Here is a 12,499-nt window from a genome sequence, read left to right as displayed (position 1 = left end):
CACGTTCTAAACAGTAACTTGAAACAAAGAAAACCTGAAACAACAAACTATTAACAATAAACCAAAAGATAATGAGCGACGATTTAAAACCAAGATTTATTGAATCTTTAAAAAGAAACAATGATCAGATTAGAGAAGACAGAGCCAAAACAATTGGTGAGGATTCTGAATTAATTTACAGAAGAAGAGTCGAAGATATTGAATTAAAAATCAAAAGACTCGAAAGAGAACAAGAAGGATTAATTGATATTAGTCCACTGGATAAAAACAGTCTGACTTTTGCCGATTTTCAGCCGGAAGCTTTTGTTCAGAAAGACATGGAATTATCATTAACAATCAGAAATCTAAATATTCAGTTTGAAGTGACAAAAAAACGATTCGAATATTTATTTGGTAAAACATTTTAGTCATGGGAGGTACAAGATATGATTTAGGAGCTCGTTTGAGCAGAGCAGAAGCAGCAGGTTATGGAAAAAAATCTGCAAGTGAAATTTTTACGCAGAATTCTTTACGAATGGCGCATGAATCTATGAATCCGAATGGCATTACTTTTCGGGAAGCCAGAGATTCTGAAGTGCATCCCAATTCAGTTCCGATTATTTTAGGACTGGATGTTACGGGAAGTATGGGTCACATTCCACACGAACTGATCAAAGAAGGATTGCCAAAATTGATGGGCGGAATTATTCAGGGCGGCGTTCCGGATCCGGCGCTTTTATTCTTAGGAATTGGCGATCACGAATGCGACAGATATCCGCTTCAGGTCGGTCAGTTTGAATCTGGAGACGAAGAGCTGGACATGTGGTTAACCAGAACGTATATTGAATCCGGAGGTGGAGGAAATGCCGGCGAAAGTTATCTTCTTGCCTGGTATTTTGCAGCTTTCCATACTAAAACCGATGCTTTCGAAAAAAGAGGTCAAAAAGGATTGTTGTTTACCGTAGGTGATGAGCCAAATTTGCCGACACTTCCCGCATCAGCCATAAAGGAAATTATGGGAGCCGGACAGCAAACATACACGCATCTTGAATTATTACAGGAAGTACAAAAACGATACGATGTATACCATATCAGCGTTTTACATTCTGATCAGGCAGTAAGAGCAAATGTGGCGTGGAAAGAATTACTGGGGCAAAATTGTTTGTCTATCGAAGATCACAGGGAAATTCCAAATATCATTACCAGGATAATTTGTGATAAACATAAAAGTTCTGGCTTAGGAACAATACCAGTTTCTGATGCAACAAGTACAGGTTTAGATAATATACAAATGCTTTAAAAACTCTGCGGCTTTGCAAGATTAAAAGTTTTCTCAGTAAGGATAAATTTACTCGCAAAGACGCAGAGGCGCAAAGATTTTTAATTAAAAAGTAAGTTTGAAAAGAACTTTGCGGCTTCGCGACTTTGCGAGATTAAAATAAGAACAAAATGAAAACAGCTCAAATAGTTATAGGTTTAGGATTTGGTGATGAAGGAAAAGGCATAACAACAGATTTTCTGGCGAAACAAAATCCTGAATCTATAGTTATTCGGTTTTCTGGCGGACAACAGGCGGCGCATACCGTAATGATTGGGGATAAAAAACATGTGCATTCGAGTTTTGCAAGCGGTGCTCTTAGGGGATTCCCATCTTATTACAGCGAGCATTGCACCATTCATCCGCTTTTTTTATATAATGAAAGAGAAGAATTAAAAGAAAAAGACGCTAATCTGAATTTGTACATTCATCCTTTAGCAAAAATCACAACCCCTTTCGATGTCTGGCACAACAGAGGAAATGTGCGAAACATCGAAAACGGAACCTGCGGAAAAGGCATTGGTTCTACCATGAAAAGAAACGAAGGCCCGTATAAATTGTTTGCCATCGATTTGATTGCGCCACGCGAAATGCTTTTAGAAAAGTTAAACCAAATCGCCTATTATTATGGTTTTTTAAACGAAAGTGAAATTGACGAAGAAGTCGGTCAATATCTGGAAGCAATCGATAAAATACAATGGAACATTGTTGATTATACGTTACTTTCAAAATACGAAAATCTCATTTTTGAAGGCAGTCAGGGAATTCTGCTCGATATGGATCACGGTATTTTTCCGAATGTAACCTATGCCAATACAACTTCAAAAAATGCGATTGAAATTTGTAACAAACTAAAAATTGAAGATGTAGCCATTTATTACGTAACCCGAAGTTATGCAACCCGACACGGAAAAGGCTGGATGGCGAATGAAGGAGAAATTAAATTAAAAAACAACGAAGAAGAAACCTGTGTTTTTAACGAATACCAAAAACATTTACGTTTTGGAAGTCTGAATTATGAACTTTTAAATTATGCTCTAAAACTCGATGCAGCTTACAGCCCAATGGCAAAACGAAATTTGGTTGTAACCTGTATGGATCAGCTGGAGCAGGATTATGAATTCGAAAGTCTCACAACAGAGTTCAATGAAATCTACGGATCATTTTCACCTGATTCGAAAGATTTTAAAGAGATTACTTCTTTGTTTCAATAAAAAGAGAAAAAATGAAATACACTATAGATACCATAGCTCCGGAAAGTAAGTTTTTATTTTTTTGGGGACATCAGCCAAACAAAGACGGAAAAATCACCAAAACCTGTTTCAGTCAATGGTGGTTAAGTTCTTTTAAAGTAGATAAAATAACTTATAAAACCGCCGAACACTGGATGATGGCGAAGAAAGCAGAATTATTCGAAGATTGGGAAATTTTAGAGAAAATCCTCAATACCGATTCTCCGGCAGAAGCCAAAAAATTAGGCCGTGAAGTGAGAAATTACGATGACAAAATCTGGTTAGAAAACCGATATGAAATTGTAAAAGCAGGAAACTTTCACAAGTTCAGTCAAAATGCTGATTTGAAAACCTTTTTATTAAACACAAAAGAAAGAGTTTTAGTAGAAGCAAGTCCGGTAGATCCAATTTGGGGAATTGGAATGGCGGGAGATCATAAAGATGTTCTGAATCCGGAGAAATGGAGAGGTTTGAATCTTTTGGGTTTTGCTTTGATGGAAGTTAGGGATGAATTGAGATAAAAATGATTATGGAAGTACGTAAAATAACAATAGATGAAGCTCCAGATTTCCCAGAAATCGTTTATAAATACCGCAAGTGGGATGATATATTTCAAAAAACTATAATTACTGAAAAAACAGTTTTTATGGCCAAGCCGACTGATTTTGAAGATAAAAAAGATTGTAAATTATTAAAACGATACGATCTAATGACAAATCAAGATATTTTTAACAAATATGTTGATTTATCAAAAGAAGCAAACCCAACTTGGAGTAGACAACAACATCGGCAACATGCAAAGACAATGAGTAAAAATAGTCCGATGAAAAATAGAAATTATATAAAAGATCGTCAAGAACAGGACTTTTTAGAATTCGATAGAAGGTTTGGTGTATTAAGTTTAACAGCAAATCCTTCAAACTTAAAGATGTGGAATAAATATTCTGATGACGGCAAGGGCTTCTGCGTAGGCTTTAATCCCAAAATAATGTTTAGCTTTTTAGGTGGTGGAGGTAAGGTTATTTATCATGAAAAATTACCAGATATATTTTATAATGATGATTTTCATACAGAAAAAGAAGCATATAAAGAAATTGTATTTGGTTGGGATATGCCAGAGAGCACAATTAAAGAAATTAAAGATACTTGTTCAAATCAGAATTTGGCAATTGAATTTAAAAAAGCTACAAAGCAAAATGATGAAATTATCATTATTAGCATTTGAAATAAAAAAAAATGAAAGACATTCAATATATAAAAGGCGATGCAACATCTCCTCAAACATCAGGAAACAAAATAATTGTTCACGTTTGCAATGATATTGGCGGGTGGGGAAAAGGATTTGTAATGGCAATTTCAAAAAGATGGAAAACACCAGAAAAACAATATCGTGAATGGTTCAAATCTAAAAATGATTTTGAATTAGGAAGAGTGCAGTTTGTGCAGGTTGAAGAAGATTTGTGGGTAGCAAACTTAATCGGACAGCATAAAATCAATAAAGATGAAAACGGAGAAGCTCCAATTCGATACAATGCTATTGAAGAAGGATTAGAAGCAGTTTCTGATTTTGCAAAAACAAATAATGCATCGGTTCACATGCCAAGAATCGGATGCGGATTAGCCGGCGGAAAATGGGAAATGATCGAACCTATAATTCTTAAAACGCTGTCTTATCAGGATATAGAAGTCGTAGTTTATGATTTTTAAATCCATAATAAAAATTAATAAAGATGAATGAAAAAACAGCAAAAAGCGTCAGCAAGTTTTTAAGTCTGGTGCTGCGACATTCGCCTGAAACTATCGGATTAAAATTAGACGAAAATGGATGGGCGGATGTTGAAGAATTGATTCTAAAATGTAATAAAAAAGGAAGCCAGAATCAGATGACGGCCGAACTTTTGGATTATGTTGTAGAAAATAACGATAAAAAACGTTTTGCTTTTAACGAAGATAAAACCAAAATCAGAGCAAGTCAGGGACATTCGATTTCGGTAGAACTGAATCTGGCCGAAACAGAACCTTCTGAATATTTGTATCATGGAACAGTTGGAAAGTTTATGGAAAGTATCCGCAAAGAAGGTTTGAAAAAAATGAGCCGTCAGCATGTACATCTTTCAAAAGACAAAGAAACGGCAGTAAAAGTAGGAAGCCGAAGAGGAATTCCTCAGATTTTAACCATCAGAAGTGGTGCAATGCGCAGAGATGGATATAAATTTTATTTATCCGAGAATAATGTCTGGCTTACAGATGAGGTTCCGGCGAAGTATATTGAGTTCACATCGTAATAAAAATACTGCTTTAGACATAAGATTCTCCAAAAAACAATTTTAGTAATTCCTAAATGTATAATCATGTTGAACATTATTAATGAAGAAACGGAAATTTACACGATTGATAATTTCCTTACGGTTGATGAGTGTAATGAGTTAATAGAAAGAAGTGAGCAGATTGGCTTTGAAGAAGCTGAAGTAAATGTTGATGGCGCTCAAAAGATGATGAAAATGGTACGTAATAACGAACGTATCATGTATCAGGATGATGAATACGCTTTTTTACTATGGCAGAAACTGGAACCTTATATAAAATCTGAAGTAAAAAACAGTACAGCCATCGGATTAAACGAAATGTTCCGGTTTTACAAATATAATCCGACGCAGCGTTTTAAAATGCACATTGACGGAAGTTATAAACGCAGTGAAACTGAATTTAGCTATTATACATTTATGATTTATTTGAATGACAACTATGAAGGAGGAGAAACAAAATTTGCTTCGGGTGAAATTATTACACCAAAAACCGGAACAGCGCTAATTTTTGAACATAGACAGCGTCATGAAGGGGCAGCTTTGATTTCGGGAATAAAATATGTTTTAAGAAGTGATATTATGTATAAACTTAAAGACAGCATCTAATTGATGAAAAGAACACTTGTTTTTGGAGACATCCACGGAGGATTAAAAGCTTTAGTTCAGTTGCTGGACCGAATCGCTTTATCTGAAACTGACCGGTTAATTTTTTTAGGCGATTATGTAGATGGCTGGAGCGAGTCGGCACAGGTTATTGAATTTCTTATCAGGCTATCCCAAAAACAGGAATGCATTTTTATAAAAGGAAATCATGATGCATGGTGCCAGGAATGGTTAGAAAAAGATGTAATAAACGACATCTGGTTTTTGCATGGCGGAAAATCAACGATAGAAAGTTATAATAATGTAGATCTTTCGGCAAAAGAGAAACATCTGGAATTCTTTAATCAAATAAAAGATTATTTTGTTGATGAGCATAATAACCTTTTCATTCACGCCGGATTTTCATCGATGCACGGACCAGAAAAAGAACATTATCAAACCAATTTTTCATGGGACAGAACTTTATGGGAAATGGCGCTGATAATGGATAAACGAATTAAAAAAGATTCGAATTTATACCCAAAAAGGTTATTACTTTTTAATGAAATTTACATCGGTCATACACCAACGCTTCATTATGATATAGAAATTCCAATGCAGGGTTGTAATGTCTGGAATATTGATACCGGAGCTGGTTTTTACGGAAAACTTTCATGTATTGATGTTGAAACAAAAGAATTTTGGCAGAGTGATGTAGTACAGACGTTTTATCCAAATGAAAAAGGAAGAAATAAATAAAATGAAAAACACAATAGAATCAGGTTTATTCGGTTTAGCTGTTGGTGATGCTTTAGGAGTTCCGGTTGAATTTAAGTCGAGAACGTATTTAAAACAAAATCCGGTTACCGAAATGTTTGGTTTTGGAACACATCATCAGCCAATCGGAACCTGGAGCGATGATAGTTCTTTGGCTTTTTGTCTGGCAGAAAGTTTATGTTCAGGCTATGATTTAAATGATATCGGAAGGAACTTCGTTAAATGGTATACAGCAGAATTATGGACACCACACGGACAAGTTTTCGATATCGGAATTGCAACGAGACATGCCATTCTTAATATCGCAAAGGGACATCAACCCGATTTGTGCGGAGGATTTTCTGAAAGTGATAACGGAAACGGATCATTAATGCGTATTTTGCCGTTGGTTTTTTATCTTCAAAAAGAAAATGATATTGAAGTAATTTACCAAAAAGTCAAAGAAGTTTCATCTGTAACGCATGCACATTTCAGATCAATATTTGCCTGCTTTATTTATGTGATTTATTCTTTGGAAATTTTAAAGGAGAAAGATAAATTCGAAGCCTATATCGAAATGAAAAATACGGTTTCGGTATTTTTGAAAGATAAAAAGTTTAATCCAGCAGAAATTCAGTTATTTGACAGAATTCTGAAAAATGATATTTCAGAATATTTGGAAGACGAAATTCATTCTTCTGGTTATGTGCTACATAGTTTAGAAGCTAGTATTTGGTGCTTTCTGAATTCGGATTCTTATGAAGAAACGGTTTTAAAAGCAGTTAATCTCGGCGAAGACACAGATACAACCGGTGCTATTGCCGGAGGCTTGGCAGGAATTTATTATGGAATCGAAAATATCCCTGAAAAATGGATTGAAAATTTGGTTAGAACAAATGATATAAAAGATTTAGCAGAACGATTATTAAAAAAGTTAATATAATAAACACAATGATTGGTCAGGAACATGATAAAAAAGAAAGATAGATTTGATGATTGGGACGCTGTAATAAAACTATTGAAAATAATTAAATCTAAAATTACACCTGATACAGATTTATTGTGGACAAATTATAATTCGGCAGAAGAAGTAATTGCCGAAATAAATAAAATTGATAATTTGCTGAGAAATAACGATAAAAAAGGTTTAGAGTATTTGGGATATTTATTTGCACCCACAGGAACTTTTCAGGAAATCTCAATGCAAAATGACTGGATCCAGGAATATCTGAATTTATCTTTAGAATTTGACATATTACATGAACATTTAAAACAACAATAAAACATATGAACCCACTATTATTAACCGACGGTTACAAAGTTGACCACAGAAGGCAATACCCGGACAAAACTACTTTAGTATATTCTAACTGGACACCCAGAAAATCAAGAATCGAAGGTCTTGAAGAAGTTGTGTTTTTCGGATTGCAGTATTTTATCAAAAAATACATTATTCATGATTTTGATACGTATTTTTTTAAACAGCCAAAAGAGGAAGTGGTTAAAAAATACGCCCGAAGAATCAATAATTATTTGGGAGAAAACCAGGTAGGCACCAAACATATTGAGGATTTACATGATTTAGGATACATTCCAATGGTTTTTAAAGCGTTGCCGGAAGGTGCGAGTGTGCCATTAAGAGTACCCATGTTTACGATGTACAATACGATTCCGGACTTTTTCTGGCTGACCAATTATTTTGAAACCTTGCTTTCTGCGGTGATTTGGCTGCCTTGTAACTCTGCTACCATTGCAAGGGAATATAGAAAAGTATTAGACAAATATGCTGATGAAACATCATCAGTTCCTGATTTTGTCAACTGGCAGGGACATGATTTCTCTATGCGGGGAATGGGCGGAATCGAAGCAGCCATAACCTCTGCAGCCGGACATTTATTGAGCTTTACAGGATCTGATACCATTCCGGCAATTGATTTCTTCGAAGAATATTACAACGCCAATTCAGATACCGAATTAATCGCGGGTTCTGTTGCCGCAACTGAGCATTCTGTAATGTGTATGGGAACTACGGAAGGCGAATGTGAAACGTTTAAAAGGTTAATCACAGAAGTATATCCAAAAGGAATTGTCTCTATCGTTTCTGACACCTGGGATTTATGGAAAGTTTTGACCGATTATCTGCCTCGCCTTAAAGAAGATATTGTAGCCCGTGAAGGTAAAGTAGTTATTCGTCCTGACAGCGGTGATCCGGTTGATATTATCTGCGGAAATCCAAACGGCAAAACAGAACAAGAGAAGAAAGGTGTTATTGAACTGCTTTGGGATGTTTTTGGCGGAAGCATAAATGAGAAAGGTTTTAAAGAATTAGTTCCGCAAATTGGTGCTATTTACGGCGACAGTATTACAGTTGCCAGAGCGATTCAGATTTGTGAGCGTTTAAAAGCAAAAGGATTCGCTTCTACTAATGTGGTTTTAGGAATTGGATCTTTCACGTATCAATACAATACAAGGGATACTTTTGGTTTTGCCATGAAAGCGACTTACGGAGAAGTTGATGGCGAAGGAAGAGCGATCTTCAAAGATCCTATTACAGATGACGGAACTAAAAAATCAGCTAAAGGATTGATGAAAATTGATTTAGTTGATGGAATATATAATTTAAAAGATAATGTTTCATGGGAAGAAGAAAAACAAGGCGAACTGAAAGAAGTTTTCAGAGACGGGAAACTTTTAATTGATCAGTCTTTAAATGATATTAGAATCCGTGTTAGTACAGGAATCAGTATCGAAGCATAAATAATACAATCCGGTTATAAAAAAGTCCATCCTTAAAAATATAAACTATGAAAATTACATCTCTTATAACTTTAGCAGGAAGCCTTTTTATAACCGGAATTGCTCATTCACAAACATCAAATCAAACAAAAAAGATGGCAGAGAAAGAACAGTATCCAAAAGCACTGGTTGACTATGATGATTTTAAAAATCTTGTCTCCGAATTAGAAAAGCAACGAGAAAAAAACTTAGTGAGTCTGGATGTTTTTTTGAAAATGGCAAAGGAAGAAAACACCGTAATTTTGGATTCCCGTTCAGATTTTCGTTTCAACAGAAAACATTTAAAAGGTGCGATTCATCTGGATTTTACTGACTTTACACAGGAAAACCTTTTAAAGTTAATTCCGGATCCCAATACCAGAATATTGATTTACTGTAATAATAATTTCGATGGGGATCCAATAGATTTTGCTTCTAAAATGGCGAAACCAAAAACCAATATAGAAACCCAAATTCTGTCCAACAGAAAACCCATTATGCTGGCATTAAACATTCCAACGCATATTAACCTTTATGGCTACGGATATAAAAATATCTATGAACTGGATGAACTGGTCAATGTAAATGATTCGAGAATAACGTTTGAAGGAACTGAAGTGAAATAACAAACATCATAAAAATGAAAGCCTGAATTTTATCCATTCAGGCTTTTTTTATGACTTGTTTTTTGCGTTATGTTTGTCATTCCGAGAAACGAGGAATCTTCGTAAGTAGCTCCACAAAGAATATCAATCTGTGTCGATCTAGCAACGAAGATTCCTCCTTCGTCGGAATGACAAGATTGCGTAAAACTGTATGGAAAATTATTTCTTATAAAAATTATTATGATCAATATATTCCCAGACTTTTGAAGGCAAAAGCGGCTGGATATTTTTCCCTTTCTTAATATTCTCCCGAATAAAAGTAGATGAAATTTCTACAACAGGCGCATCAATAATATGAACTCTAGGATGTGATTTTAGTTCGCTATTTTCCGGTTCATCTGAAATGCGCGGGTAAACGTAAATATCATGATTATTCAAAAGTACTTCATAGTTTTTCCACTTGTGAAGTGTTTTCACATTATCCTCTCCCATGATCAATGAAAAATCATGATTCGGATATTTATCATGCAAATGCGCCAGTGTATTTACCGTATAATTTGGTTGTGTCAATTTAAACTCAATATCCGAAGGTTTTATTTTTGGAAAATCCTCAGTAGCCAGATACACCATTTGCAAACGGTGGTGGTCATCGAGCAAAGTAGCTTTCTTTTTTAACGGATTATGAGGCGTAACCACCATCCAAACCTGATCTAAACCGGCAAATTCAGCCATATGATTCGCAATAATCAAATGACCAATGTGAATGGGGTTGTATGTTCCGAAGTAGAGGCCTATTTTCATTGTTTAGTCCTTAGTTTATTAGTTGTTAGTCCTTAGTTTTAAAACTTAATGTATTCTTCTTAATCATTAATACTAAGGACTAAAATGATAAATTATTCTTTTAGATTTTTTGAAAAAGCATTTATCATTTTGCTTTCTTCTTCAATTAAAAACATAATTTCATTAAACAAGATATCATTAGAAATGAATTCTAATTCTTTTGCGATAATTAATTGGGTTTCTATTTCGTTTAATGAGCCTCTGGCTATATTCAAAAAATGATTAAAGGATTTATCCGTTTGTCGTCCAAAACCTTAAGCAATATTTGAAGGAATTGAAACACTCGCTCTTTTTAACTGGCTTGTTAAAGCATATATTTCTTCTTTCGGAAAGTCTCTTGTTAATTTATAAACCAGAACAACAATCCTGATTCCCTTTCGCCAAATAAGTAATTCTTTATACGATTTAACTCCGCTCATATATTTTTTAAACTTCTAATTACAAACTAAGGACTAAGAACTTAGGAATATAATATCCACCACTTAATAACTCAGTACTTTCAACAACAGACTAAGGACTAAAAAACTAAGGACTAAGCACTCATTTAGAAACAAAATCCTTCACCAACTGATGCGCTTCTTCCAAAGCCACAGCCAAATCATAGTTTTTAATAATCACATCAAATTGTGGCGCAGTAGCCAGTTCAACCGAAGCTTTTGCAATACGCATATTGATTTTATCTTCGCTTTCTGTAGAGCGTTCTTTTAATCGGCGTTTTAGTTCGTCAACACTTGGTGGTTTTACAAAAACGGCTAAAGTCTGTTCCGGAAATTTATGTTTGATGCGCAATCCTCCGGCAACATCAATATCGAAAATTACATTTTTACCCAAAGCCCAGATTCTTTCAATTTCCGATTTTAAAGTACCGTAAAAGTTATCGCGGTACACTTCTTCCCATTCCAGGAAATCTTCAGCTTTGATGTGTTTTTTGAATTCTTCCAGCGAAATAAAATAGTAATCTTTTCCGTTGACTTCTTCTCCGCGTGGGTCGCGTGAAGCTGCTGAGATTGAAAATTCTAAATTTAAATCTTCCTGTTTCAGTAAATGTTTTACTATCGTTGTTTTTCCTGATCCTGATGGTGCAGAGAAAACAATTAATTTTCCTTTATTCATTTTTATTAGTAATTAGTAATTAGTAATTAGTGAACAGCTAATTAGTATTCACTTACTGATTACTTTATAATACGTTTAGTACCTGTTCTTTAATCTTTTCCAGTTCATCTTTCATCATCACCACCAGTTTCTGCATTTGGGCATGATTTGATTTTGAACCCATTGTGTTGATTTCGCGACCCATTTCCTGAGTTATAAAGCCTAGTTTACGACCATTTGCTTCACTCCCGTTTAAAGTTTCAATAAAATAATCCAAATGATTGGTTAAACGAACTTTTTCTTCTGTAATATCCAGTTTTTCCAAATAATAAATCAGTTCCTGCTCGAAGCGATTTTCATCAACATTAACCTGCAATTCAGAAATTGCTGTGTGCAAACGGTCTTTTATAGCCTGAACTCTTTCCGGATCTAATGCCAAAGCATCCTCCATGTATTGACGGATATTCCCTATTCTAAGATTGAATTCTTTCTCAAGCGATTCTCCTTCGTCTTTTCTGAAACTCAAAATATTTTGTAAAGCCTCATGAATGATTACCTGAATCTGCTCCCAGTCGTTTTCGTCAATCTCCTCACGTTCTGTTTTTAGAACGTCCGGCATACGAACTGCCATTTTCATCAGCTCGGTTTCATCAGCATCCGGATAAACTTCTCTTAACTGGGCAATATAATTTTTTACAACCGGTACATTTACTTTGGTAGAAGTCTGCTCAGATGTACTTTCGACATAAATCGCAAAATCGACTTTTCCTCTTTCCAGTCTGGTCGAAATCAGGGTACGCAAACCCAATTCCATTTCACGGTAAACCGAAGGCATTCTCACATTCAGATCTAAACCTTTACTATTCAGAGATTTTACTTCTACAGTAATTTTTTTCGTTGGCAATTGCAAAGAAGCTTTACCAAAACCCGTCATCGATTGTATCATATAATTGAGTATAAAGGCGCAAAGATACTAAAAAACTTTACAGAGAAGGTTTCTAGTTTTATGACGAA

Annotated in this window: 16 protein-coding genes and 1 pseudogene; 13 read left to right on the top strand and 4 right to left on the bottom strand. The window is 34.9% G+C overall.

Annotated elements, in window-relative coordinates; genetic code table 11:
- Positions 1–71 precede the first annotated feature (71 nt).
- The 13 genes from FLACHUCJ7_RS07905 (at position 72) to FLACHUCJ7_RS07845 (ending at position 9,574) form a co-directional block, all read left to right on the top strand.
- Positions 72–407, top strand: a complete 336-nt coding sequence (locus FLACHUCJ7_RS07905) for a hypothetical protein (protein WP_031455095.1) — start codon at positions 72–74, stop codon at positions 405–407.
- 2 nt (positions 408–409) lie between these two features.
- A complete protein-coding gene (locus FLACHUCJ7_RS07900; protein WP_180908525.1) occupies positions 410–1,279 on the top strand; it encodes a hypothetical protein in 870 nt (289 codons plus the stop codon).
- Positions 1,280–1,428: 149 nt separating this feature from the next.
- A complete protein-coding gene (locus FLACHUCJ7_RS07895; RefSeq protein WP_180908524.1) occupies positions 1,429–2,511 on the top strand; it encodes an adenylosuccinate synthetase in 1,083 nt (360 codons plus the stop codon).
- A gap of 11 nt (positions 2,512–2,522) precedes the next feature.
- The gene (locus FLACHUCJ7_RS07890) at positions 2,523–3,050 is read left to right on the top strand and encodes an NADAR family protein (RefSeq protein ID WP_180908523.1); all 528 of its coding nucleotides are present in this window, start codon (positions 2,523–2,525) and stop codon (positions 3,048–3,050) included.
- A gap of 8 nt (positions 3,051–3,058) precedes the next feature.
- Entirely contained in the window at positions 3,059–3,754 is a 696-nt protein-coding gene (locus tag FLACHUCJ7_RS07885; protein ID WP_180908522.1) for a DUF2971 domain-containing protein, read from the top strand.
- Positions 3,755–3,765: 11 nt separating this feature from the next.
- Entirely contained in the window at positions 3,766–4,236 is a 471-nt protein-coding gene (locus FLACHUCJ7_RS07880; RefSeq protein ID WP_180908521.1) for a macro domain-containing protein, read from the top strand.
- Between the two features lie 23 nt (positions 4,237–4,259).
- Entirely contained in the window at positions 4,260–4,814 is a 555-nt protein-coding gene (locus FLACHUCJ7_RS07875; protein ID WP_180908520.1) for an RNA 2'-phosphotransferase, read from the top strand.
- 66 nt (positions 4,815–4,880) lie between these two features.
- Positions 4,881–5,441 (top strand): prolyl hydroxylase family protein, encoded by a 561-nt coding sequence (locus tag FLACHUCJ7_RS07870; RefSeq protein WP_180908519.1) that lies wholly within the window; start codon positions 4,881–4,883, stop codon positions 5,439–5,441.
- 3 nt (positions 5,442–5,444) lie between these two features.
- Complete coding sequence (locus FLACHUCJ7_RS07865) at positions 5,445–6,176, top strand: metallophosphoesterase family protein (RefSeq protein ID WP_180908518.1); 732 nt, start codon at positions 5,445–5,447, stop codon at positions 6,174–6,176.
- Position 6,177: 1 nt separating this feature from the next.
- The gene (locus FLACHUCJ7_RS07860; protein ID WP_180908517.1) at positions 6,178–7,116 is read left to right on the top strand and encodes an ADP-ribosylglycohydrolase family protein; all 939 of its coding nucleotides are present in this window, start codon (positions 6,178–6,180) and stop codon (positions 7,114–7,116) included.
- Between the two features lie 24 nt (positions 7,117–7,140).
- Positions 7,141–7,455 (top strand): hypothetical protein, encoded by a 315-nt coding sequence (locus FLACHUCJ7_RS07855; protein WP_180908516.1) that lies wholly within the window; start codon positions 7,141–7,143, stop codon positions 7,453–7,455.
- Positions 7,456–7,460: 5 nt separating this feature from the next.
- On the top strand, positions 7,461–8,930 hold the full coding sequence (locus FLACHUCJ7_RS07850) for a nicotinate phosphoribosyltransferase (RefSeq protein ID WP_180908515.1): 1,470 nt from the start codon (positions 7,461–7,463) through the stop codon (positions 8,928–8,930).
- A 47-nt stretch (positions 8,931–8,977) separates the two neighbouring features.
- Positions 8,978–9,574, top strand: coding sequence for a rhodanese-like domain-containing protein (locus FLACHUCJ7_RS07845; RefSeq protein ID WP_180908514.1), 597 nt, complete (start codon positions 8,978–8,980; stop codon positions 9,572–9,574).
- Between the two features lie 198 nt (positions 9,575–9,772).
- Here FLACHUCJ7_RS07845 and nadD read toward each other — a convergent pair whose 3' ends face one another.
- The 4 genes and pseudogenes from nadD to FLACHUCJ7_RS07825 all read right to left on the bottom strand — a co-directional run bounded on the left by nadD (position 9,773) and on the right by FLACHUCJ7_RS07825 (position 12,431).
- The gene (nadD, locus tag FLACHUCJ7_RS07840; RefSeq protein WP_180908513.1) at positions 9,773–10,354 is read right to left on the bottom strand and encodes a nicotinate (nicotinamide) nucleotide adenylyltransferase; all 582 of its coding nucleotides are present in this window, start codon (positions 10,352–10,354) and stop codon (positions 9,773–9,775) included.
- A gap of 92 nt (positions 10,355–10,446) precedes the next feature.
- Positions 10,447–10,812: pseudogene (locus tag FLACHUCJ7_RS07835) on the bottom strand (four helix bundle protein).
- Between the two features lie 121 nt (positions 10,813–10,933).
- Positions 10,934–11,506 carry a guanylate kinase gene (gmk, locus tag FLACHUCJ7_RS07830; RefSeq protein ID WP_078229075.1) on the bottom strand — a complete coding sequence of 191 codons (573 nt, stop codon included), beginning with the start codon at positions 11,504–11,506 and terminating at the stop codon, positions 10,934–10,936.
- A gap of 64 nt (positions 11,507–11,570) precedes the next feature.
- On the bottom strand, positions 11,571–12,431 hold the full coding sequence (locus FLACHUCJ7_RS07825; RefSeq protein ID WP_078229074.1) for a YicC/YloC family endoribonuclease: 861 nt from the start codon (positions 12,429–12,431) through the stop codon (positions 11,571–11,573).
- Positions 12,432–12,499: the final 68 nt, after the last annotated feature.

It is taken from the genome of Flavobacterium salmonis, assembly GCF_903819435.1.
Classification (GTDB): domain Bacteria; phylum Bacteroidota; class Bacteroidia; order Flavobacteriales; family Flavobacteriaceae; genus Flavobacterium; species Flavobacterium chungangense.
The sequence above is the reverse complement of the archived record's forward strand: the minus strand, read 5'-3'. Positions and strand labels throughout refer to the sequence as shown.

Excerpts from the sequence above, each read along its gene's own strand:
- FLACHUCJ7_RS07890 (WP_180908523.1), top strand. The coding sequence starts at position 2,523 with ATGAAATACACTATAGATACCATAGCTCCGGAAAGTAAGTTTTTATTT.
- FLACHUCJ7_RS07880 (WP_180908521.1), top strand. The coding sequence starts at position 3,766 with ATGAAAGACATTCAATATATAAAAGGCGATGCAACATCTCCTCAAACA.
- FLACHUCJ7_RS07900 (WP_180908525.1), top strand. The coding sequence starts at position 410 with ATGGGAGGTACAAGATATGATTTAGGAGCTCGTTTGAGCAGAGCAGAA.
- gmk (WP_078229075.1), bottom strand. The coding sequence starts at position 11,506 with ATGAATAAAGGAAAATTAATTGTTTTCTCTGCACCATCAGGATCAGGA.
- FLACHUCJ7_RS07870 (WP_180908519.1), top strand. The coding sequence starts at position 4,881 with ATGTTGAACATTATTAATGAAGAAACGGAAATTTACACGATTGATAAT.
- FLACHUCJ7_RS07860 (WP_180908517.1), top strand. The coding sequence starts at position 6,178 with ATGAAAAACACAATAGAATCAGGTTTATTCGGTTTAGCTGTTGGTGAT.
- FLACHUCJ7_RS07875 (WP_180908520.1), top strand. The coding sequence starts at position 4,260 with ATGAATGAAAAAACAGCAAAAAGCGTCAGCAAGTTTTTAAGTCTGGTG.
- FLACHUCJ7_RS07845 (WP_180908514.1), top strand. The coding sequence starts at position 8,978 with ATGAAAATTACATCTCTTATAACTTTAGCAGGAAGCCTTTTTATAACC.
- FLACHUCJ7_RS07895 (WP_180908524.1), top strand. The coding sequence starts at position 1,429 with ATGAAAACAGCTCAAATAGTTATAGGTTTAGGATTTGGTGATGAAGGA.
- FLACHUCJ7_RS07885 (WP_180908522.1), top strand. The coding sequence starts at position 3,059 with ATGGAAGTACGTAAAATAACAATAGATGAAGCTCCAGATTTCCCAGAA.
- FLACHUCJ7_RS07850 (WP_180908515.1), top strand. The coding sequence starts at position 7,461 with ATGAACCCACTATTATTAACCGACGGTTACAAAGTTGACCACAGAAGG.
- nadD (WP_180908513.1), bottom strand. The coding sequence starts at position 10,354 with ATGAAAATAGGCCTCTACTTCGGAACATACAACCCCATTCACATTGGT.
- FLACHUCJ7_RS07905 (WP_031455095.1), top strand. The coding sequence starts at position 72 with ATGAGCGACGATTTAAAACCAAGATTTATTGAATCTTTAAAAAGAAAC.
- FLACHUCJ7_RS07855 (WP_180908516.1), top strand. The coding sequence starts at position 7,141 with ATGATAAAAAAGAAAGATAGATTTGATGATTGGGACGCTGTAATAAAA.
- FLACHUCJ7_RS07865 (WP_180908518.1), top strand. The coding sequence starts at position 5,445 with ATGAAAAGAACACTTGTTTTTGGAGACATCCACGGAGGATTAAAAGCT.
- FLACHUCJ7_RS07825 (WP_078229074.1), bottom strand. The coding sequence starts at position 12,431 with ATGATACAATCGATGACGGGTTTTGGTAAAGCTTCTTTGCAATTGCCA.